Origin of the sequence: Natrinema pallidum DSM 3751, assembly GCF_000337615.1 — an archaeon.
Classification (GTDB): domain Archaea; phylum Halobacteriota; class Halobacteria; order Halobacteriales; family Natrialbaceae; genus Natrinema; species Natrinema pallidum.
On record NZ_AOII01000037.1, the window covers coordinates 106,274 to 126,669 of the forward strand.

A 20,396-nucleotide genomic window follows, 5' to 3' on the forward strand; every position below is an offset into this window, starting at 1 on the left:
TCGACCGCCGCCGCGTCGCGTCAGATGGTCTCGGCGACCCGCGATCGCAGGTCGTCGATATCGCTGCCGCCTTCGCCGGCGACCTTCGGCGCGAGCACGTCCGTGAAGACGCGGCACAGCGTTTCGTCGTCGAACTCGCCGTCCCCGTCGTGGCCGTCGAAGACGGCCAGTCCCGTCGCGGCCGTGATCGCCGCACGTGTGCCGACGACGATCTCGAGGGCGTCCCGGAGCGCCCGCGTCGTCTCGACGATGGCCGCGATATCGTCCGCGGAGAGGTCGACGTGCGCGCCGACGATTTCGCGTTCGGTCTCCGCGTCGTAGTAGTCGACGTGGATGCCGATGAACCGGTCGAGCAGTGCGTCCTGTTGCTCGTGGACGCCGGCGTACTCCGCGTCGTTCGACGTGACGATCGCCCGGAACTCGGGGTGGACGTCGATCGTCCGGTCCGCGCCGCGCTTGCCCGGCCGCTCCAAGACGCCCTCCTCGAAGACCGACAGCAGGACGTTGTGCGCGGCGGGGTCGCTGCGCGAGAACTCGTTGTAAACGAGCGTCGCCCCCTCCCGGACGGCGACGGACAGCGGGTTATCGACCCAGCGCTCGCGGACGATCTGGGTCTTCTTGTCGACGCCGCTCACGTATCGGTCGTGTTCCTCGTAGCGCTCGCCGCCGGCGTGGGAGCCGACGAGCGCTTCCGTGTCGACCGCCTCGTCGCCGTTGAGCCAGACGACCGGGCGGTCGCGCTCGGCGGCGGCCGACAGGGCGAGCGCCGTCTTACCACACCCCGTCGGCCCGATCAGGTGGACCGGCTGGTCCGCCTCGAGCCAGCCGCTGATCCTGCCGCGCAGCGACCGGACCGCGTCGGTCTCGACGAACGGTTCGGGAACGACCTCCTCGGGGTCGGAGAGGGGAGTGTCGCCGTTGCGTTCGTCGGCGTTCGATGCCCGTGCGAGCGTTTTCTTCGCCTTGCGGCCCTCCTTCTGCTCCCGACTGGCCCTGATCTTCGTGCCGCGGACCGTTCGCTTGCGCGACGTATCGTCGACCATGGAGTGTTACTCCGCGGACTTCGGCGACGATTCGGGGCGGGGTTCGACCTCGAGTTTCTCGAGTTCCTCGAGATCGCCCTCCGCCGTGGCCTGCTCGATTTTCGCGATCTCCTCCGCGTAGTGCAGGAAGGTGTCGACCGAGGCGACCACGACGCGGGCCTCGATCGTCAGCAGTTCGATCCCGACGACCGAAATGCGCGCCCAGACATCGATGACGACGCCTTTGTCGAGGACGCGGTCCAGTACTTCCGCGAGGCTCGAAGAGTCGGGCCGTCGTTGTGGGTGTGCCATACACCCGTGCTTGTCCGGCAGTTCGTAACACGGCTTGGACTGCGACTGCAAGCCGGTGTGACCGAGTCTCCGTCGATGCGACGTTAGCGGACTCGCCGGTGAGGGAGCCGGTGTGGGCTGCGTCTGCAAGCATCACGGTAACCCGGTGCGGTGGTGTAGTCTCGACGACGATACTCGAGCACGCTCGCCCGCAGCGTTCGGACGAGTACTGCTATCGCACCCACTGAAACGATGAGTAACCGATACGTCTACGGCGTCGTCGAAGGCGACACCGTCGAGTTCGAAACCGAGGCCGTCGCCGGTGCCGATCGCGTCTATACGATCTCGCATCGCCGGCTCGGTGCCGTCGTCTCGGATATCGACACCACCGACCCCGAGGAGACGGACGAGGATGCACAGCGCCACGACGATGTCCTCCGGGAAATCATGGCCTACGACGGCGGGACGACCGTCGTCCCGATGCAGTTCGGTATGGCCTTCGAGAGCGACCGGGAACTGAAGAACGTCCTCCGCGGGGCGCGACCGGCGTTCAGGCGCGCGATGAACGACATCGAAGGGACGGTCGAACTCGGCCTCAAGCTCGTCAGCGAGGCCGACGCCGATATCGACCGCGAGGCCATCGAGGCGGACGCCGCGGATCGCTTCGAACCGATCGCCGACCAGTCCGTCGCCAACGGCCTGTTCAGCGATCGACTCGTGCTGAACCGCTCGTATCTCGTCGCCGAGGACGACCGCGAGGCGTTCGACGAAGCGGTCGCCGATTTCGAGGCCGACCACGACGACGTGATCGTCCAGTACACGGGTCCGTTCGCGCCCTACAGCTTCGTGGACGTGACAATCGGAGCCCAACAGTAACCATGTTCATCCTCGACGACCTCCTGCTTCGGCCGTTCGTCGGCATCATCGACGCGCTCCACTCGATCGCGCTCGACGAGCTGTACGATATGGCGGCACTCGAGGACGCCCTCAAGGAGAACCAACTGTTGTACGAACTCGGCGAGCGCCCCGAAGCAGAGTACCGGCGTCGCAAGGAGGAACTCGAGGCGGAACTCGAGACCGCCCGCGAGGTCCACGAACGCCTCTCGAGCGGCCGCGTGGAGGTGAAACGATAATGAGTGAGACGCCCCCGCACGACGACCGCGACGAATCGCCCGACGACTACCGAGCCGACGACGACCACTGGCTCTCCAGCCTGCTGTCCGCGCTGGAATCGCTCGAGGACGGCTCGGCGTCGACCTCGGGGCGGCGACGGAGCGACCGCACGATTTTCGATTACGACATCTCGATCCGATCGGCCGACGATCTCGCTGCCGAGTCGCCGCTCGATCGAACCGGGGACGATGCCCGCCGGGACCGCGACGGCGGCGACCGTCGTCGCCGATCGACGGGTCCCTCGAGCGATCACAACGTGGCGACCCGAACGGACGACGACGAACTGCTCGTCACCGCCGACGTCGCCGGTGCCGATCCCGACGACATCACGGTCGGCTTCGACGAGACGATGCTCGTCGTCGCCGTCGAGGGGATCGAAATCGACCGCATCGAGGTTCCCTGGCAGGAACCGGACTCGAGCGCGACGATCAAGAACGGGGTCCTCACCGTTCGCATCCGGCCCGGTGCGGCGGCGAGTGAGGGATCGACGGACGAGGAGGACGACGAATGAGCGACAACGACACCGAGACGGCGTTCGACGCGCTGATCGCGGACGCGACAGAGAGCCTCGGTCGACTCGAGGAGACCCTCGCGAACAGCGAGGCGATCGACGACCTCGACGACGACACCATCGAAACGCTCGTCGGCGACCTCGATACCCTCGAACGGGTCGCCGAGGAAGTCGGCGAGTTGCTCGAGGCGCTCGATCTGAGCGAGTTACCGGACGCGGTCGACGGGGACGCCTTCCTCAACGCGATCGAATTCGGGGCGGCCCCGGACGTGCTGGCCACCGAGGACGAGGGCGTCACCGACCTCGTCGACGTCACGGAGTTGATCGGCGCGATCGACCTGTTGAACGCCTGGAACGCCGCCGACCTGACCGCCGTCTGGGAGAACAAACGCGAACTGGACGACGCTCTCGACGAACTCGCGGACGGCGACGACGCCGGACTGGTCGAGGATGCGGTGTCGGATATCGCGACCGGCGACGACGGTGACGGGCTGCTCGGTGACGACGGAGACGGCGTGCTCGACACCGGAATGGACGCCGGTACCGCGGCGAAGCAAGCCCTCGGCGATATCGATGTCGCCGACGATCCGGCGGCCTATCAGGTCGCCATCCAGCAGCAGGCGATGCGGGGCATCGACGCCTTCCGGACGGCGCTGCTCGAGACCCACGAGGCATTCGAGCACCTGTACGAGTTCAACCGCGAGAAGATGCGCCGCCAGGACAGGGGGACGAACTCGCGGAACCCGATGGCGGCCTCGACGATGCCCGTCGACCGGCGCGACCTCGGCGGCGGGGCCCGGTACGCGACGGTGCCCCAGGACGTGAAGCTCTCGACGGCCCCCAGCCGCAAGCGGATCTACGGCCGGCGGTTCGAACTCGAGCGCGAACGACAGCGGAGGCAACCCAATGACTGACCCACCACTCCGACGACCGACCGACAGCGAGGTGAGTGCGACGACCGACTGCGCCGCGGTGACCCGTTCCGGAGGTGATCGCGATGGTCGATGACTTCCAGCCCAGCCGCCAGAAGGCTGATCTGGCCGAGGTCGTCGAGATGTTGCTGGACAAGGGGATCGTCATCAACGCCGACATCGCCGTCTCGATCGGCGATACCCAACTGCTCGGCGTCCAGGTCCGGGCAGCCATCGCGTCCTTCGAGACCGCGGCGACGTACGGCCTCGAGTTCCCCGAGGGAACCGACATGCGTCGGGTCGCCGAGGCGGTCGACGACCCCGAGATCGCGGAGCAGGACCGTCCGAACCCGGTGATCGATCCGACCCGCGGCGTCAACATCACGGCCGCGGACGACGCCGACGGCGAGGCGGGGTCCTCGAGCGACGACGAGGGCGGCGAGTCGACCGAGAGCGAGCGGGCCGTCACCGACGAGACCATGGTCAGCGAGCGGCTCGGTTCCAGGCCCGACCCCGGGCAGCCGACCAGCGGCGGGTTCGACCTGCTCAGCGACGACGCCGACGGCAACTCGAGCGACGAGGGCGCTCCCGAAGCGGAGGCTGAGACCGAATCGGCGGGTGACGAGCCGTGACGGCGATCGACGTCGGCGACGGCGAGGACGCGCGCGACGGGCTGATGACCTTGGTCATCGCGGTCGTCGAGATCCTGATCGACGCCCTCGAGCGCGAGGCGGTCCGGCGCATGGAGTCGGGGACCCTCACTGACGAGGAGATCGAGCGGCTGGGCGGCCAACTCGCCAGGATCGAGGCCGAGATCGACCGGCTCAAAGCCGACGAGGGGATCGAGGACGGCGTCGACGATCTTCGAAGCGATCTGGACGGGCTGGTCAACGACGCGATCGAACAACTCCACGGCGAGCCGACGACGAGCCCCGGCCACTCCGTCTTCGGAGGTGAGTCCGAATGAGCGACCGCGACGGGTCCGCCGATCGACTCGAGACGACCGCGGGGGCGGGAGCTGCGGAGCCGGCCGACGCTCCCGCGATCGACGAGGGACGGTACCTCTACTGTCTCGTTCGGGCCGACGAGGACGCCACGCTCGAGACGACCGGCGTCGACGGAGAGCCGGTTTCGATCGTCACCGCGGACGGCATCGGCGCGGTCGTCCACGCCTGCGACGGCATCTACGACTCGGGCGACCTCGCCCAGATCAGGCGCTGGCTCGTCCGCCACCAGACGGTCGTCGACGAGGCGGGTCAGGCCTTCGGGACGCCGATCCCGTTCCAGTTCGATACGATCCTTCGGGGCGACGATGACGGCGTCCGCGAGTGGCTCCGCAAGGAGCGGGATACCCTCGAGCGGGCGCTCGACGGCCTGGCCGACCACTGGGAATACCGCGTCGAGGTCGTCGAGATCGACCCGATCGACGACGCGGCGCTGCTCGAGCGCGACGAGCGGTTGCGCGAACTCGACGAGCGGATCGCCGACGCCGACGAGGGGACGGCCTTCCTGCTCGAGCAGCAGTTCGAGCAGCGGCTGACCGAACGCCGGGCGGCCCGCCGGGAGTCGGTGACCGCGGACCTCCAGGAGCGACTGGCAGCGGAGGCGCGGGAAGTCCACGCGCTCGAGCGGTCGCCGAGTGCGCAGTTGTCGGACGACGTAGCCGGCAGCGGCTCGACCGCGAGCGACGACGGGGAGACCCTCTGTCGGCTCACCCTGCTGGCCCACGAGGACGACGAGGGGGCGATCGGCTCGATCCTCGACGACGTGGCGGCAAACGACGGGCTCGAGGTCCGGTTCACCGGCCCGTGGCCGCCGTACACGTTCGCGCCGGAGTTCGGCGATGACGGCGACGGAACCGCGACCGAGCACGCGAACTCACGACCATGAGACCGCGAAAGGACGACGAGAGCCTCGTCGACGTGCTCGACGTACTGCTCAGGGACGGCGCGATCCTCCGCGCGGACGTGATCGTCTCGGTCGCGGAGGTTCCGCTGGTCGGGATCAAACTCACTGCGGCGATCGCCGGGATGGAGACGATGAACGAATACGGCCTCTTCGAGGACTGGGACGCACACCGCCGCAAGGCGGCCGCTGGTCGGCGGCTGTACTACGACTCCGCGCCCGACTCGGAGCACGAGGGGGTGACCGAACTCGGCGTCGGGAGCGCCCGCGACGATCGACCGGGCCGGGACGAAACGGACTGAAAAAGGCTCCCATCGCACCCGTCGCCTCGAGCGGCGACGCAACGCACTGTCTCATCCGGACTGGTCACGCGTCGGGAGACCGGTGGCTCTCTTGTTCGGGTGCGAGTGAAGCCGAACGAGTCGCGCTCGAAACGGGACGGTAAATCCGAACGTCCGGCCCGCTACTGGGATCGAATCGCGGTCCGGTGTCGGTCAATTGTGCCCCCGAACGGGGGCCGCCAGTCAGGCGTATTTCGGCCGCTCGGTCGTGTGTTCGACCTCCCCGGAGACGGTCTCCTCGTCGCTGTCGTCGTCGTAGACGTACTTCCCGGTCGCGCCACAGAGGGTACACTCGTAGGTCTCGGAAATCTCGTTGATCATCTCGCCGTCCTCGAAGTAGACGCGACTCTGCGTGATCTGCAGGAACTGGGCGGTCTCGCAGTTAGTGCAGGTGATCATACCCGTTCGATAGCCATCACCGGTTGTAGTTATCCGGCTTGTAACCGAAAGCGACGACCGCCTATCACGGTTTTACCCGGGTTGCGGTCGGTAACACGGACGCGGGCGGGCCTGACCGCCAGCCGCCGTCGCTCGAGCCGGGCCGAACGCCAGTAATACTCGCATAATCGCCCGAGTCGACCGGGATCGGCGGCGACATCCCGCGAACCGATCCGGCCGCTGCAAACACCGCTTTCGCGACGGAACGAGCCGGTTACCGTGGTCCGGGTTCCGGTGGTGTCTCGCTGCCGACGGGGACTCCGGGGCCCGCGATCACCCGTCTCCATCGAGGGAAGTCGCCGAGGGATCGATAGCGACGCGGTCACCCGTCCTCGCCGCCTCGTACGCCGCCTCGGTCAACGCCGTTACCCGGAGCGCGTCCCGGACCGTCGCCGGCGGTTCGCTCCCCGCCTCGATGCTCTCGAGGAAGGCGTCGGCGCGGGATCGCTCGCCATGGGGATCGACGTACGGGATGTACTCCCCGGCGTCAGGATCGATCTCGCGGACGGTTCGCGACCCCCACTGCGTCCCCTCGAGATAGACCGCGCCCTCCGCGTCCCAGAGGTGGATGTGCTCGCGAACCGACGGCGCGTCGCCGTGAAAGGAGAACGTGCCGCTCGCCCCGTTCGCGAACTCGACGTCGAGGTGGGCGCGGCGATCGACCCGGCGGTCGTCGTCGTGAAAGTCCATACTCGCGGCGACGGAGACCGGTTCGAGGCCGGTCGTCCAGAGCGCGCCGTCGAGGACGTGGCTCCCGGTATCGTACAGGAAGCCGCCACCCGACAGGTCGGGCTCGAGCCGCCAGGTCCCCTGCGAGTCGTCGATCCAGTCCTGCGTGATCGAGGCTATCAGCCACGTCGGTTCGCGATCGACGAACCGCTCGTGGGCGGTTCGGAACGCCGTCTGGAGGTGTCGCTGGTAGCCGACCATCACGGTCCGGTCGCTCCGCTCGACCCGCTCGACGAGGTCGCGTGCCCGTCCGAGATCGGTCGTCAGCGGCTTGTCACAGTAGACGTGACAGTCACGCTCGAGGGCGGCGACGACCTGCTCGTGGTGGAGGGTGTGGGGGGTGCCGATCAGGACCGCATCGAGCGGCGCGGCCGCGAGCATCGCCGGATACTCGGCATAGCGGCGGTCGCCCGGCACGTCGAACTCCCGACCCACTCGCTCGAGACGGTCCGCGTCGAGATCGCAGATCGCCTCGACGGTCGCGTCCGGATGGCGGTGGAACTGCCCGCCGACGGTCGTACCGATGTATCCGAGGCCGACGATACCGAGCCGAACCGGGCGTGGCGAAGCGCCGTCAGTCATACGCGCTCGAGCCATTCCCAGCGCCATCCCTCTAGTGGCGTCGCAAGCAAGCACCCGCCGCGTACCACTATCGGGGCGGCCCAGCGCACCGGAATGTCGCCCGACGAGGCGACATCGACGAATTCGAACCGTAGCAGCGGTCTACAAACGGCGTAGACGGAACCTGTCGTCGGTTCGGGCGCGCTACCGGCGTCCAAACCGCCGCATAACAATACCTGACCCGTCCGTTAGGCGACGTGCGGGGAGGAAAGGCCCCGCCGGGTACACGCGCAGACCGACGCGCTGACCGGCCGATTGCGTGCGTTCGTGCCCGGATCGCTCGACGTGGACTCGCCCCCGCTTCGAGTACGCTCATGTCTCTCACGCCCAGGGCGGTTCCCGCCCCGCCCGGGTTTCGCGATATCAGTGTCGAACAGCGACGGCTCCCGGAGGTCGCCGCTCGCGATGCTGCGTCGGTGACCGATCCTGTCGATCGGTCGTGTCTCGGGAGCGGGTCAGAACTCCGTGATGACCGGAATGCCGACCGTCTCGTAGTCGTCCATCGATGCTAGCGTCTCCGGTGCTTCCTCGAGCGAGAGCGTTTCGCCGATGATCTTGCTCGGCTCGAGCGTGCCCTGTGCGATCAGGTTGAACAGTTCCTCGTAGCGGACCAGCGGCATGCCGAAGGAGCCGTGGAAGTCGATCTCCTGCATCGTCATGATGTCGACGGGGAGTTCGATCTGGCCCTCCTCCTCGCCGGTCGTGAGCCCGACCTGAACGTGGCTGCCGCGGGTGCCGAGGCTGGTGACCGAGTTCCGGCAGGTTTCCGCGATCCCCAGCGCGTCGATCGAGACGTCGGCACCGTCGCCGGTGATCTCTTGAACCGCGCCCGGCGCGCTGTCGACCTCGGTGCTGTTGATCGTCTCGACGGCACCCAGTTCCTCGGCGCGCTCGAGTTTGCTGTCGAGGACGTCGATCGCGATCGGGTGTGCGCCCAGCGCCTGGGCGATGTGGATCGCCGAGAGCCCGACGCCGCCACAGCCGTGGACCGCGACCCAGTCGCCGGGTCGGAGGTCGGCGCGGTCGGCCAGCGCGTGATAGGCCGTCATGAACCGGCAGCCGAGGCCGGCCATCTCCGCGAAGTCGACTTCGTCGGGGAGTTTGACGCAGTTGAAGTCGGCTTCCCGAACCGGGAAGGCCTCCGCGAACGCTCCCGACGCGAACTCCGACAGGCCGAGGGGGATGACCGTCTCGCAGTTGTTCGCTCGCCCCTCGCGGCAGTGGGAACAGCTGCCGTCGCCGAGGTGGAACGGTACCGCCACGCGGTCGCCCTCCTCGAGCGTCTCGACATCGTCGCCGACCGCCGACACGACGCCAGCGGGCTCGTGGCCGAGGATTTGGCCTTCCGGGACCCCCGCACCGATCCAGCTCCAGTCACCCTGCCAGGCGTGCCAGTCGCTGCGACAAATCCCACACGCCTCGGTCTCGACGATGACCTGGTCCGGTTGCGGCTCCGGGTAGTCGACGTCTTCCACCGAGAGCGGTTCCCCATGTTTCTCGAGTACGGCTGCTCGCATAGTTTGATGATTAAATGGGAAGTACAAAAGTATAGGCGGTCGGCTCATATATCGCGAGTCGGCAGTCGAGTGGGGCGCGGCCGCGGCGATCTACCTGTTGGACCGCGCTCCAACCTGATTGTCTATATGTCTTACTAACAGAATACAATTCGAAGTGGTAGGTTTGTCGACCGAGGCCGATCGACGAAGCGCCTCGCTCGAGCCGTCGAGGTCCACCTCCGAGGAGGTGTGAGTCGGGTTCCGCAACCGAGCCCTCGGCGATCGAACCCCGAGACGTGCGAACGCTCGTCGACTGCGGATTCGGCCTTCGGTTACGCGCGAAACGAGGGAGTACAGCGGTGTAGGGACCGACTGATAACCGGCCAGCTGGCGGGGAACGAGTCGGTCCGAGGGCCGCCGGAACGGGACGCCGACCGATCGGCACCGACGCCACGTCGGCGACCCGTTCGAGCCGAATCGGCCGACGAGATAAGTAATCTATTTTCGACAGTAGAGAGAAAACATCACGTGTGAGTTAGGTCTGGATCGAATCCCGACAGCGAACCCATCGTCCGAGTCCCATACCAGGCGATGCTAATTACAATTATACGCTTGTAATCCCTTCCGGAAGGGGAGTCGCGATTCGCCACACTTCCCCGCGTTGCGGGCGTTCAGGAACGCTGAACGGGCTGGGCGACGGCGAAACTTCCCCGACTGGCAACACAGCCCGCAGGATAGACGGATCATCGAGACGCTCCACGAGTCCGCCCGGCAGGGCGAACCGGTCGCCCTGGCGAGTGCCAACTGAGCCGGGACTCCTATCGCACTCGACGACGCTCGATCAGGGCCCGTCGTCTTGGGCGTCGACCGTCGCCACGGCCGCGAGGTTCACGATATCCTTGACCTCGTCACCACGCTGGAGCACGTGGACCGGTTCGTCCATACCGACCAGCATCGGGCCGATCGCATCGGCCCCGCCCAGCCGCTGGAGCAGTTTGTAGCCGATGTTCCCGGCTTCGAGGTTCGGGAAGACCAGCACGTTCGCGGGCTCCTCGAGGTCGGTGAACTCGTACGTGCCGGTTAGCATCTCCTCGACGACGGCGGTATCGGCCTGCATCTCCCCGTCGACGGGGAACTCGACGGTTGGGTCCTCGCGGAGCCGGCGGGCCGCTTCGCGGGGCTTGCGCGTCCCCTGGTTGTCGACGCTGCCGAAGTCCGAGTACGAGAGCAGGGCGGCGCGGGGCTCGACGTCGAACCGGCGGGCCAGATCGGCGGTGTGGCGGGTAACCTCCTCGAGGACGTCCTCGTTGGGTGCCTGATTGACCGTCGCGTCGGCGACGAAGAGCACGCGGTTCTTGAACGTCAGCATGTAGACGCCGGCGGCGTACTCGGCGTCGTCGGCCGTACCGATCACCTGCAGCGGCGGCCGGAGCGCCGAGGGATAGTGGTTCGTCAGTCCCGTGAGCATCGCGTCGGCGTCGCCGCGGTCGACCATGACGCTCCCGAAGTAGTCGGTGTCGTTGCGGATCATCGACTCCGCCTCGCGGCGCGTGATGCCGTTTCGCTTCCGCCGCTCGTAGAGGTGATCGGTGTACGCCTCGTAATCGCCGCTCTCGGGATCGACGACGGTCGGCTCGAACTCGAGGCCGAGGTTCGCGGCCGTGCGCCGCACCTCGTCCGCGTCGCCGATCAGGACCGGCTCCGCGATGCCCCGTTCAACGATCTGGGACGCCGCCCGCACGATCGTTTCGTCAGTTCCCTCGGCCAGCGCGATGCGCTTCGGGTCGGCTTTCGCCTTGTTGAGGACGACCCGCATCATCTCGCGGGACTTGCCGAGGCGCGCCTCGAGTCGTTCGACGTACTCGTCGATATCGCACTCGATACGGGCCGCACCGGAGTCGATCGCCGCGCGTGCGACCGCGGGAGCGACCTCGAAGAGCACGCGGGCGTCGAGGGGTTTGGGAATGATGTAGTCGGGGCCGAACTGGAGCGGTTGGTCGCCGTAGGCTTTGACCACCGAGTCCGGGACGTCCTGCGTGGCCAGATCGGCCAGCGCCGTCGCCGCGGCGACTTTCATTTCCTCGTTGATTTCGGTGGCGCGGACGTCGAGCGCACCGCGGAAGATAAACGGGAACCCCAGAACGTTGTTCACCTGGTTCGGATAGTCCGAGCGGCCGGTAGCCATGATGACGGTATCGTCGCGGGCGGCCTTGGCCTCCTCGTAGCCGATCTCCGGGTCGGGGTTGGCCATCGCGAAGATGATCGGGTCGTCGGCCATCGACCGAACCATCTCCTGACTGACGATGCCCCCGGCCGAGAGGCCGACGAACACGTCGGCACCCCGCATCGCGTCCGCGAGATCGCCCTCGGGGAGATCTCGAGCGAACTGCCGGCTGTACTCGTCCAGGTCCCCGGATTCGGCCCGCTCGGTCGTCAGCAGACCGTCGATATCACACATGGTGATGTGCTCCCGACGGACGCCCAGCGAGACGTAGAACTCGGCCGTCGCGACCGCGGCCGCGCCCGCGCCGGCGAAGGTGACCTCGATGTCCGCGAGGTCCTTCCCGGAGATCTCGACGGCATTGAGCAGGGCAGCACCGCTGATGATGGCGGTGCCATGTTGGTCGTCGTGGAAGACGGGAATCGACAGGCGCTCGCGGAGTCGCTCTTCGATCTCGAAACAGTCCGGCGCTGCGATATCCTCGAGATTGATGCCGCCGAACGTCGGCTCCATCGCGGCGACCGACTCGACGAACGCGTCCGTGTCGTCCAGATCGAGTTCGATGTCGAAGACATCGATGTCGGCGAACCGTTTGAACAGCACGCCTTTGCCCTCCATGACTGGCTTGGAGGCCTGCGCGCCGATGTCGCCCAGCCCGAGGACCGCCGAGCCGTCGGAGATTACACCGACGAGATTCCCCTTCGTCGTGTACTGGTAGGCCTCGCCCGCGTCCGCGTCGATCTCCTGACACGGCGCGGCGACGCCGGGCGAGTACGCGAGCGAGAGGTCCCGCTGCGTGTTCGTCGGCTTCGTCGTCGCGATTTCGATTTTGCCTGGCGGATCGGTCCGATGATACTCGAGCGCGTCTTCGTCCATGTGTGATCGTGTGTCTCCGGCGGACCGACAAAAGAGTACGGCTGTGCTCGTCGGCTGTGCGACCCGGAACGGACCCTTTCAGAAACGTGACTGATCTGTACCGTGGCATGGATCGCGTCGCGGTCGGGACCCCGATACGATCGGCCGCCGGCGGCGAGGTCGTCTTCCAACTGGACTCTCGAGACGGCCGTGTGGCTAAGTGCCTGTGTGTAGTCATATCAAATGAAACTCGACACTCCATCCATTGCGTTTACAGCCATAGATCAGTAACTGACCCCGTCGTCGGTCGGCCGCGATCGCTCTCCTCGCCAACCAACCGGTTCTGTAACTAATCGGAGCAGAGCACAACCGGGCGGTCACCCCGATCCGATAGTTCGAACGGCATCGATACCGCGTACGGAGCACCGAACGCCCTTTCGGCCGCCTGTGGTATGCGTATAGCACGTGAATATATAACTCCGCAATGACGGTCCCCGTTCCACTATCCATACGTATCGTTACAGTACCGGTTCGGTTTGCCGGCAGTTCAAAACCCCGAACGGACTTCGGGCTCCCCTGACGGTAATCACAACATTTGTACGACAGGCATCAGTTACATTGGGTATGACGGACGACTCGAGCGGCGGACGCCGAACGAAAGTCGAGCGAGTGATGGATCGATACGATCTCGAGGAGTGGGGTGAGCGGTTGGAGTCCGAGTGGGTCGGCGACGGGACCGAGCGGACGAGTCTGCGCGACCTCGCGACCGAGTTCAATCAGGCCGTGCTCCGGGCGGCCGTACGCGATGCGGGCACGTCCGTCCTGGATACGGATATCGATTCGCTCTACCGAACGCTGACGAACGACGACGTGTCGCGATCCGACGCGGTTCGGAAACGACGCGAACTCGAGCGGACGGGGGTCGATATCGACGACGTTCAGTCCGACTTCGTGACTCACCAGACGATCTATACGTATCTCACGAACGTCCGCGACGCCTCCCTTCCGGAGGAAGACCCCGAGGATCGCATCGAACGGAAGAAAGAGACCGTCCAGCGTCTCGCCGGCCGTACGCAGGTCATCACGGAATCGACGCTCGAGGAACTCGGGAACGCCGGCGAGATCACGGACCGGGAGTACGAGGTGTTCGTCGATGTGCGAACGATCTGTGGCAACTGCGGTGCCGACTACCCGATCGCGGACTTGCTCGATCAGGGTGGCTGTGACTGTGACGGTGCCGACGCCGTGTGAGTACGTCACGGAATAACGGCCGTAACCAAATAACATTTAGTTCAGCGGCGAGAAGGAGCAGTCGTGTCATCTCCAGAGTCAGTCACCTCGTCGATCACCGTCGCGGCCGAGAACATCGGCGGCATCGACAGTACCGAAGTACGGCTTCAACCCGGCGTGAACGTCCTGACTGGCCGGAACGCGACGAACCGAACGTCGTTCCTCCAGACGATCATGGCGGCGCTGGGCAGTCGGCGATCGTCACTGAAAGGCGACGCGGACGCCGGCCGCGTCGAACTGGCCTTCGACGACGAACAGTACACGCGGTCCCTCGAGCGGCGTGACGGCGATGTCGTCTTCGACGGCGATCCGTACCTCGACGATCCGGAACTCGCCGATCTGTTCGCCTTCCTGCTCGAGTCCAACGAGGCGCGTCGCACCGTCAGGCGGGGCGACGATCTCCGTGATCTCATTATGCAACCGATCGATACCGACGAGATCGAAGCGGAGATCAACACGCTCGAGGCCGAAAAGCGCGACCTCGACGAGCGCCTCGAGCAACTCGCCCGACTCGATAGCGACCTCCCCGCCCTCGAAGCCGACCGCGCCGCGCTCGAGGACGAAATCGAGACGACGACCGGGCGGATCGACGAACTCGAGGCTACCCTCGACGCGTTCGACCTCGACATCGAGGCGAGTCGGGAGCGAAAGGACGAGATCGAGTCGGCGTTTGCCGACCTGCAGGACGCGCGAACCGAACTCGAGTCGATCGAGTACGACCTCGAGACCGAGCGGGAGAGTTACGCCGAACTCGAACGGGAGCGGGACGAACTCGAGGACGAACTCGAAGCGTTCGACGACGGGGAGGAGTCGCCGGACCGACTCGAGGGGCGAGTCCAGGAGCTTCGCAGCCGGAAACGGTCGCTCGACACGACCGTCAGCGAACTCCAGAGCGTGATCCGGTTCAACGAGGAGCGACTCGCCGACGACGGGATCGACCTCGATCTCGACGAGTCCGACGGGGCAGCCGAGGGGGACGGTGACGATCTCACCGACCAGCTGCTCGCGGCGTCGGACGACGTCGTCTGTTGGACGTGTGGCTCCCAGGTCGACCGCGACCGGATCGAATCGACGCTCGATCGGTTGCGCTCGCTGCGCCAGCGAAAGCTCTCCGAGCGCAGCGACCTCCAAGCGCGGATCGACGACCTCTCCGACCGACAGAAGGAGCTCCGGGACCGACGCCGGAAGCGCGGGGAGATCGAAACCCGGCTCGAGGCGATCGAGGACGATCTCGAGCGCCGGTCCCAACGGATCGCGGAGCTCGAAGCCGACCTCGAGGAACAGCAGGCGCGGCTCGACGAACTCGAGTCGGACGCCGAAACGTTCGAGAACACCGAGTACGGCGAGGTGATCGAGACGCACCGCGAACTGAATCGACTCGAACTCGAACTCGAGGACCTCGAGGCCGAACGCGACGACGTACAGGAACGGATCGAGGAGATCGAGGGGAAAATCGAGGAACGAAGCGATCTCGAGGACCGCCGCGAGACCGTCGAAGCGGAGTTGACCGACCTCAGAACGCGCGTCGACCGGATCGAAGCGAACGCGGTCGACGCGTTCAACGAGCACATGGAGTCGATCCTCTCGATTCTGGAGTACCGAAACATCGACCGTATCTGGATCGAACGACGCGAGAAGACGGTCCGGGAGGGGCGGCGGAAGGTCACGCGAACCGCGTTCGAACTCCACATCGTCCGAACGACCGAGGACGGCCGGACCTACGAGGACACCGTCGACCACCTCTCGGAGAGCGAACGCGAGGTCACGGGACTGGTCTTCGCGCTCGCCGGCTATCTGGTCCACGACGTCCACGAGATCGTTCCGTTCATGCTGTTGGACTCGCTCGAGGCGATCGACTCGGACCGGATCGCTGACCTCGTCGAATACTTCGAGGAGTACGTCGACTGCCTGGTCGTCGCCTTGCTTCGCGAGGACGCCGCGGCGCTGTCGGAGACGTATACGTACGTCGAAGAGATTTAACTCCCGCAGCCAGTGGTCCCCCGACGCAGTCTCGCTGTGCTCCCGTCGACGGAGTGCCTTGCTTCCATCGATGGCGGTCCTGTGATCCAGTCGTCTATCGATCGGGTGCGTTCATCGGGCCGATCGGAACGAAAGGACACATATTCAAGAAGTATGTAAATAGTATATTTTATCATATATGACGGTAGCCGGACCTTTGAACGGGCGATCCGTCACAGGAACTACCGCTCTCGGGTGAACAGCCGTATTCGCCGCGTGTATACTCGTCTCCGCGATTTCGTCGACCGTTCCGAACGATCGGCCGGCCGTTCGCTGGAGGCCGGTCGGCGAGATCGTCAAACCGAGCGGAATACCGGAAAGAAAGCGAGTACCCGGCCAGTACGGCCGAACAGCAGTTGACACGGCGATCGGGGTCCGTCCCGATGCCGTCGAAGATATATCAGCTATGGATGATAGCTGTATAGTTGACTTCTCGGTCGTACTGCTAGTCGTGTCCCGGGAGACGGACGTACAGCGCGCTTCACTCCCGTCGAGCACGACGATGAACGAGCCCCGCATCACGGGCCGGTGCGTGGCGGTTCGATTGCGGGTCGACCCACTAAGGGGACCACTCGGACCGCACTGCTCCGGCGGCTGGGGATCGGCCCCGAAACCATCGCCGAAACGGCGCTACACCGGTGCAAGAGTCCCGCCGAGACCGGCGGGATTCCAGCCCTCGAGACCACCCCGTCCACGGCGGCAGCGTCGGCCCGCTTCACCCGCGTTCCGGCCCCGACGGCGACGACTCAGTCGCCGGGCGTGGATTCGGGCCGATAGCCGCGACTGATGGCCTTCCAGTGGCCGGCGGCGAACCGGTAGTAGGTGACGACCGCCGGAACGAGCGTCTCGAGGATCAGCGCCGCGTAGAGCGCGCCGATCCCGAGCGGCGTGACGGCCCCGACGGGACCGAGGGGAACGGAGACGGCTCCGAGGGTGGCGACGGGAAGCGCGAAGACGTAGAGCCCGAGCACCTGCCCGTAGAACGGCCAGCGGGTATCCCCGCTCGCGCGGAGCGGCCCGGTCGCGCCGCCGCTAACGCCGCGGAAGACGACGCTGACGCAGGCCACGACGATGAAGGTCGTCACCAGCGGCAGGATCGACGGATCGTCGACGAACAGCCGGCCGACCTGTTCGGCGACGACGAGGACGGCGGCCGCGCTGCAGAGGTAGACGGTGGTTCCGAACCGGAGCACCGCTCGGCCGTACGTGTCGGCGTTACTCTCGTCACCGGTGCCGAGTTCCTGACCGACGAGACTGCTCGAGGCCAGCGAGAAGCCCCATCCCGGCGTGTCCATCAGATCGCGGACGCGGCGCGCGACGACGTAGGCGGCCACCACGTTCGGCCCGAACAGCGCGACGATGGCGAGCATCGGGAACTGTGCGGCCCGCCTGGCGACGTTCGTAAACACGAGTGGGGCCCCGATGTCGATCACGTTCCGGAGATCCGCGAGGGTCGTATACGGCCCCGAACGATCGATCGTCACGGGGAACGCCCCGATCACGGGGAGCCGGCCGACGGTGAAACCGGTGACGAACGCCGCCAGTACGAAGACGTTGGCCAGCACCGTCCCGATCGCCGCGCCGACGACGCCCCACTCGAGGACGAACAGCAAGACGGCGTTGATGGCGATGTTGGCGATCGCGCCGCCGGCGCGGATGATCATGGGCGTCCACGCGTCGTCGGCACCGACGAGCGTCCGACTGGCGATCAGGTTCACCGCGGCGAAAGGCACGCCGAGGGCGAGGACCCGGAGATAGGCAGCGCCGTAGGCGATCGACGCCGCGTCGTTCCCGACGAGTCCGATCAGTCGTTCGGGAACGGTCCAGTAGAGGACCCCGAGCGGAACGGTGATGATGACGACGACGAGCGCGCTGGTCGTCACCGCAAGCGACAACTGCTCGGTCGCCCGCGCGCCGTAACGCTGCGAGACGAGGCTGATCGTCGCCCCGGCGACCCCGCCGCCGATGGCGAACGCGATCGACCAGAACGGGGTCGCGAAGCCGACCCCGGCGATCGCCGCCGGACCAAGGGCGATCCCGACCATCGCCACGTCCGCCGCGGACTTCGACATCCGGGCGATGCCGGTAACGATCCGCGGCCAGGCGAGATCGGTGGTCCGCTCGACGCGCCGGGCGTCGACGATCCCTCCCCACGCAAGCAGGGACCCGATCGACAGCAGGAGCCATCGGAGCGGATTCGGCACTCGAGAAGCCACGCTAGATCGGTCACGGCTCAGCGCTAAAACATTTTATCTCTCAGCAATACGTCATGGACGATTCCGCGGGATGGCCGACAGCCGTCGTGGGTCGAGCACACCACCGCGTTGCGACACGACCGAGCTGACCGGCACCTGAGATGCGGGGACTGTGCGGCCCATCGGTCCGTTTCGTAGCCGCGGTCGAGGACACCCACCCCGTTCGCGGATCGATAGCGCCCGATACCTCGCGGGTTTATAACTCTCGAGAGCATCGCTTACGGCAAGCGACACGGGGCACTACGTGATGACTCGCGACGATCGGTACAAACTGTTCGGCGTCTACGTCTCGGAACCGGTCTTCGATGCGCTCGAGGCGTACCTGTACGAGTCGGCCGGCGTCGTCGACTACGAGGACTACTTCGATCCGTCCGACGCCGGCGTTCCGGTCGGCGATCCGGGTGCTGATGCGACCGATCGGCTCGTCTCGGACGTGGTCGCGGAGTTCGCGGCCCTGTACGACGCGGCGGACTTCGCGGCCGCCCGGGCGGTCGACGCCGACGCATTCATTCTCGCACAGCTCGCCGCCGAGCCACGGACGGTGACGCGGGCTCGCGAGCGCTTTCAGGCCGCCGCCACGATTCAGGAAACCGACAGTCGAACGGTCCACACGGCGATCCTGGCGGCCGCTCTCGAGGACGACCCCGACCGCGAGTTGGAAGAGTGATCGCGGCCGAGAGAGAACCGTCGCTCGGTCCCGACGAGCGGCCTCGTCGGCACCTCCTTCGACCGACGACGACGGTCAGGCCTCCTGTAGATCGACGATACTCACCCAGTGGTCGGCGTACTCGGCCTCGTGGTCGCTGGCGTCGCCGTTCGCGTCGGCCCAATCGGTGTACTCGCTCTCGAGGTCACAGCTGTCGCACTGGAGCCGGTATGCCATGTTGTGAGTTACCACTCGAGTCGGCTTAAGTTTCATCGCCGGTCGCGTCCAGCGAGACGGCGTTCGCTTTCGGTGCTGTCGGGTCGGCTTTAACAGTTCGACTGCCGGCAGAGGAGCGGGGGACCGTTGGGACGCCTGCTCGGTTTCGAGGGGCGATACCGGTTGCCGCAACCGGAACGCTGCTGCTGGCTTCTGACACCCGAGCCGGCAGCCGAATCTCGGACGCCAGACTGCGATTTACACAGAATTAGGAAGCGACGAGCGTGTCATAGAAAGCGTCACGTACGAAGCAGCAGGGTGCGGAAAGTGTGTCCAGCACAACCGCGACCCTGCAAGACGTTGCTTCGGTCGATGAGTTTTTGAATGCAGCGGCTACGGAAACAGTTCCGCTGTTTGAGTATCTTGAGTTCGAGTTTCTACTGGAGTACGACGTGTTCGCCCCCGCTCGCCGGGGGGGAACACGAGTTCACCAGCCACCTGATCTCTTTCGCGCCTTTCTCCATTGCTACTACAAGAACATCTACGGAACACGCCCAGTCACGCGAGAACTCCAGCACGGCCTTGTCTGGTACTACTGCGGACTCGACAAACCGCCATCGAGAGACACCATTGACCGGTTTCTCACTGATCTCGAACACATTATCAACGATGTCTTCGACAGGCTCGTCGAGCAGGCCGCCGTCCGCGGCCTGCTCGACTCGACGTACTCTATCGATTCGACGCACATCGAGGCGATCCAGTACAACGACGCTGCCTCATGGAACTACGATCCAACAGCCGAAGAGTACTACTACGGCTTCGGCTGTACGATCGTTTCAACCGGTGCAAAGATCCCGATAGCAGCGGAGTTCACACAGGCCAAACAAGCAGACCAAGAGACGGCGATGCGCGTCACGGGTGACGCGCTCGCCGTCGATACCCCGATCTGGATGCTTGGAGACAGCGCCTACGACATCCTCGATTGGCACGACTACCTGCTGACCGCAGGAGTCGTGCCAATCGCTCCGTACAACCCGCGAAACACTGACGACCCGAAAGACATCGAGTACAGGGTCGAAGACCGCATTGAGGAACACAGCNCAATCGCTCCGTACAACCCGCGAAACACTGACGACCCGAAAGACATCGAGTACAGGGTCGAAGACCGCATTGAGGAACACAGCGAGGACGTTCAGCTGAAACGATCCATCTTGGACGAGACGTTCAACAACCGGACAGGAATCGAACGAACCAACGACGCAGTCAAGGACTGCGGCCTCGGGCACGTCCGCGCCCGAGGCCGCGTCCACGCACGAACAGAAGTGTTCGTTGCGCTATGTCTTCGGATCGTCATTGCAATCACCAACTACGAGCGAGGACACGATCCAGGACGTGAGATGCTCAAGCTATGAGTTGGATTCTATGACACGCTCCCGAATTGCGAGTTCAGTGTTCA

20 protein-coding genes are annotated in these 20,396 nt (G+C 65.6%); 12 read left to right on the forward strand and 8 right to left on the reverse strand.

Annotated elements, in window-relative coordinates; translation table 11 throughout:
- Positions 1-20: 20 nt before the first annotated feature.
- Together gvpN and gvpA are read right to left on the reverse strand one after the other, a co-directional pair.
- The gene (gvpN, locus tag C487_RS05700; RefSeq protein WP_006184741.1) at positions 21-1,043 is read right to left on the reverse strand and encodes a gas vesicle protein GvpN; all 1,023 of its coding nucleotides are present in this window, start codon (positions 1,041-1,043) and stop codon (positions 21-23) included.
- 6 nt (positions 1,044-1,049) lie between these two features.
- Positions 1,050-1,334 (reverse strand): gas vesicle protein GvpA, encoded by a 285-nt coding sequence (gene gvpA / locus C487_RS05705; protein ID WP_006184742.1) that lies wholly within the window; start codon positions 1,332-1,334, stop codon positions 1,050-1,052.
- Positions 1,335-1,565: 231 nt separating this feature from the next.
- Here gvpA and C487_RS05710 point away from each other — a divergent pair, with 231 nt between their 5' ends.
- The 8 genes from C487_RS05710 to gvpM all read left to right on the forward strand — a co-directional run bounded on the left by C487_RS05710 (position 1,566) and on the right by gvpM (position 6,115).
- Positions 1,566-2,189, forward strand: a complete 624-nt coding sequence (locus C487_RS05710) for a GvpL/GvpF family gas vesicle protein (protein WP_006184743.1) — start codon at positions 1,566-1,568, stop codon at positions 2,187-2,189.
- A gap of 2 nt (positions 2,190-2,191) precedes the next feature.
- Positions 2,192-2,446 (forward strand): gas vesicle protein GvpF, encoded by a 255-nt coding sequence (gene gvpF, locus C487_RS05715; protein ID WP_006184744.1) that lies wholly within the window; start codon positions 2,192-2,194, stop codon positions 2,444-2,446.
- The gene (locus tag C487_RS05720; RefSeq protein ID WP_006184745.1) at positions 2,446-2,997 is read left to right on the forward strand and encodes an Hsp20/alpha crystallin family protein; all 552 of its coding nucleotides are present in this window, start codon (positions 2,446-2,448) and stop codon (positions 2,995-2,997) included. Before gvpF ends, C487_RS05720 begins: the two co-directional genes overlap by 1 nt.
- Positions 2,994-3,911, forward strand: a complete 918-nt coding sequence (locus C487_RS05725) for a hypothetical protein (RefSeq protein WP_006184746.1) — start codon at positions 2,994-2,996, stop codon at positions 3,909-3,911. The genes C487_RS05720 and C487_RS05725 overlap by 4 nt, the downstream gene beginning before the upstream one ends.
- An 83-nt stretch (positions 3,912-3,994) precedes the next feature.
- Entirely contained in the window at positions 3,995-4,540 is a 546-nt protein-coding gene (gvpJ, locus tag C487_RS05730; protein ID WP_006184747.1) for a gas vesicle protein GvpJ, read from the forward strand.
- Complete coding sequence (locus C487_RS05735) at positions 4,537-4,875, forward strand: gas vesicle protein K (RefSeq protein WP_006184748.1); 339 nt, start codon at positions 4,537-4,539, stop codon at positions 4,873-4,875. Before gvpJ ends, C487_RS05735 begins: the two co-directional genes overlap by 4 nt.
- Positions 4,872-5,798 (forward strand): gas vesicle protein GvpL, encoded by a 927-nt coding sequence (gene gvpL, locus C487_RS05740; RefSeq protein WP_006184749.1) that lies wholly within the window; start codon positions 4,872-4,874, stop codon positions 5,796-5,798. The genes C487_RS05735 and gvpL overlap by 4 nt, the downstream gene beginning before the upstream one ends.
- Complete coding sequence (gene gvpM / locus C487_RS05745; RefSeq protein WP_006184750.1) at positions 5,795-6,115, forward strand: gas vesicle protein GvpM; 321 nt, start codon at positions 5,795-5,797, stop codon at positions 6,113-6,115. The genes gvpL and gvpM overlap by 4 nt, the downstream gene beginning before the upstream one ends.
- Positions 6,116-6,337: 222 nt before the next feature.
- Here the strand turns inward: gvpM and C487_RS05750 are convergent, their stop codons facing one another.
- From C487_RS05750 to C487_RS05765, 4 genes are all read right to left on the reverse strand, one after another.
- Positions 6,338-6,553, reverse strand: a complete 216-nt coding sequence (locus tag C487_RS05750; protein WP_006184751.1) for a hypothetical protein — start codon at positions 6,551-6,553, stop codon at positions 6,338-6,340.
- Between the two features lie 312 nt (positions 6,554-6,865).
- A complete protein-coding gene (locus tag C487_RS05755) occupies positions 6,866-7,903 on the reverse strand; it encodes a Gfo/Idh/MocA family protein (protein ID WP_006184752.1) in 1,038 nt (345 codons plus the stop codon).
- 494 nt (positions 7,904-8,397) lie between these two features.
- Complete coding sequence (locus C487_RS05760; protein WP_006184753.1) at positions 8,398-9,459, reverse strand: zinc-dependent alcohol dehydrogenase family protein; 1,062 nt, start codon at positions 9,457-9,459, stop codon at positions 8,398-8,400.
- Between the two features lie 820 nt (positions 9,460-10,279).
- Entirely contained in the window at positions 10,280-12,535 is a 2,256-nt protein-coding gene (locus C487_RS05765; protein ID WP_006184754.1) for an NADP-dependent malic enzyme, read from the reverse strand.
- A gap of 603 nt (positions 12,536-13,138) precedes the next feature.
- Between C487_RS05765 and rdfA the strand changes: the two genes are divergently transcribed.
- Both rdfA and C487_RS05775 read left to right on the forward strand, forming a co-directional pair.
- Entirely contained in the window at positions 13,139-13,765 is a 627-nt protein-coding gene (rdfA, locus tag C487_RS05770; RefSeq protein WP_006184755.1) for a rod-determining factor RdfA, read from the forward strand.
- Positions 13,766-13,828: 63 nt separating this feature from the next.
- Complete coding sequence (locus C487_RS05775) at positions 13,829-15,784, forward strand: archaea-specific SMC-related protein (protein WP_006184756.1); 1,956 nt, start codon at positions 13,829-13,831, stop codon at positions 15,782-15,784.
- A 785-nt stretch (positions 15,785-16,569) separates the two neighbouring features.
- On the opposite strand, the gene C487_RS05780 is transcribed toward C487_RS05775, so the two are convergent.
- Positions 16,570-18,027, reverse strand: coding sequence for an MATE family efflux transporter (locus C487_RS05780; protein WP_006184757.1), 1,458 nt, complete (start codon positions 18,025-18,027; stop codon positions 16,570-16,572).
- A gap of 298 nt (positions 18,028-18,325) precedes the next feature.
- Here C487_RS05780 and C487_RS05785 point away from each other — a divergent pair, with 298 nt between their 5' ends.
- The gene (locus C487_RS05785) at positions 18,326-18,745 is read left to right on the forward strand and encodes a hypothetical protein (RefSeq protein ID WP_006184758.1); all 420 of its coding nucleotides are present in this window, start codon (positions 18,326-18,328) and stop codon (positions 18,743-18,745) included.
- A gap of 75 nt (positions 18,746-18,820) precedes the next feature.
- Here C487_RS05785 and C487_RS20945 read toward each other — a convergent pair whose 3' ends face one another.
- Positions 18,821-18,961 carry a hypothetical protein gene (locus C487_RS20945; RefSeq protein ID WP_006184759.1) on the reverse strand — a complete coding sequence of 47 codons (141 nt, stop codon included), beginning with the start codon at positions 18,959-18,961 and terminating at the stop codon, positions 18,821-18,823.
- A 308-nt stretch (positions 18,962-19,269) separates the two neighbouring features.
- Between C487_RS20945 and C487_RS05790 the strand changes: the two genes are divergently transcribed.
- A complete protein-coding gene (locus tag C487_RS05790) occupies positions 19,270-20,352 on the forward strand; it encodes a transposase (RefSeq protein ID WP_006184760.1) in 1,083 nt (360 codons plus the stop codon).
- Positions 20,353-20,396: the final 44 nt, after the last annotated feature.

What these genes read in the sequence shown, in the direction of transcription:
- gvpN (WP_006184741.1), bottom strand. Translation starts at nt 1,043, where the DNA reads ATGGTCGACGATACGTCGCGCAAGCGAACGGTCCGCGGCACGAAGATC.
- gvpA (WP_006184742.1), bottom strand. Translation starts at nt 1,334, where the DNA reads ATGGCACACCCACAACGACGGCCCGACTCTTCGAGCCTCGCGGAAGTA.
- C487_RS05710 (WP_006184743.1), top strand. Translation starts at nt 1,566, where the DNA reads ATGAGTAACCGATACGTCTACGGCGTCGTCGAAGGCGACACCGTCGAG.
- gvpF (WP_006184744.1), top strand. Translation starts at nt 2,192, where the DNA reads ATGTTCATCCTCGACGACCTCCTGCTTCGGCCGTTCGTCGGCATCATC.
- C487_RS05720 (WP_006184745.1), top strand. Translation starts at nt 2,446, where the DNA reads ATGAGTGAGACGCCCCCGCACGACGACCGCGACGAATCGCCCGACGAC.
- C487_RS05725 (WP_006184746.1), top strand. Translation starts at nt 2,994, where the DNA reads ATGAGCGACAACGACACCGAGACGGCGTTCGACGCGCTGATCGCGGAC.
- gvpJ (WP_006184747.1), top strand. Translation starts at nt 3,995, where the DNA reads ATGGTCGATGACTTCCAGCCCAGCCGCCAGAAGGCTGATCTGGCCGAG.
- gvpL (WP_006184749.1), top strand. Translation starts at nt 4,872, where the DNA reads ATGAGCGACCGCGACGGGTCCGCCGATCGACTCGAGACGACCGCGGGG.
- gvpM (WP_006184750.1), top strand. Translation starts at nt 5,795, where the DNA reads ATGAGACCGCGAAAGGACGACGAGAGCCTCGTCGACGTGCTCGACGTA.
- C487_RS05750 (WP_006184751.1), bottom strand. Translation starts at nt 6,553, where the DNA reads ATGATCACCTGCACTAACTGCGAGACCGCCCAGTTCCTGCAGATCACG.
- C487_RS05755 (WP_006184752.1), bottom strand. Translation starts at nt 7,903, where the DNA reads ATGACTGACGGCGCTTCGCCACGCCCGGTTCGGCTCGGTATCGTCGGC.
- C487_RS05760 (WP_006184753.1), bottom strand. Translation starts at nt 9,459, where the DNA reads ATGCGAGCAGCCGTACTCGAGAAACATGGGGAACCGCTCTCGGTGGAA.
- C487_RS05765 (WP_006184754.1), bottom strand. Translation starts at nt 12,535, where the DNA reads ATGGACGAAGACGCGCTCGAGTATCATCGGACCGATCCGCCAGGCAAA.
- rdfA (WP_006184755.1), top strand. Translation starts at nt 13,139, where the DNA reads ATGACGGACGACTCGAGCGGCGGACGCCGAACGAAAGTCGAGCGAGTG.
- C487_RS05785 (WP_006184758.1), top strand. Translation starts at nt 18,326, where the DNA reads ATGACTCGCGACGATCGGTACAAACTGTTCGGCGTCTACGTCTCGGAA.
- C487_RS20945 (WP_006184759.1), bottom strand. Translation starts at nt 18,961, where the DNA reads ATGGCATACCGGCTCCAGTGCGACAGCTGTGACCTCGAGAGCGAGTAC.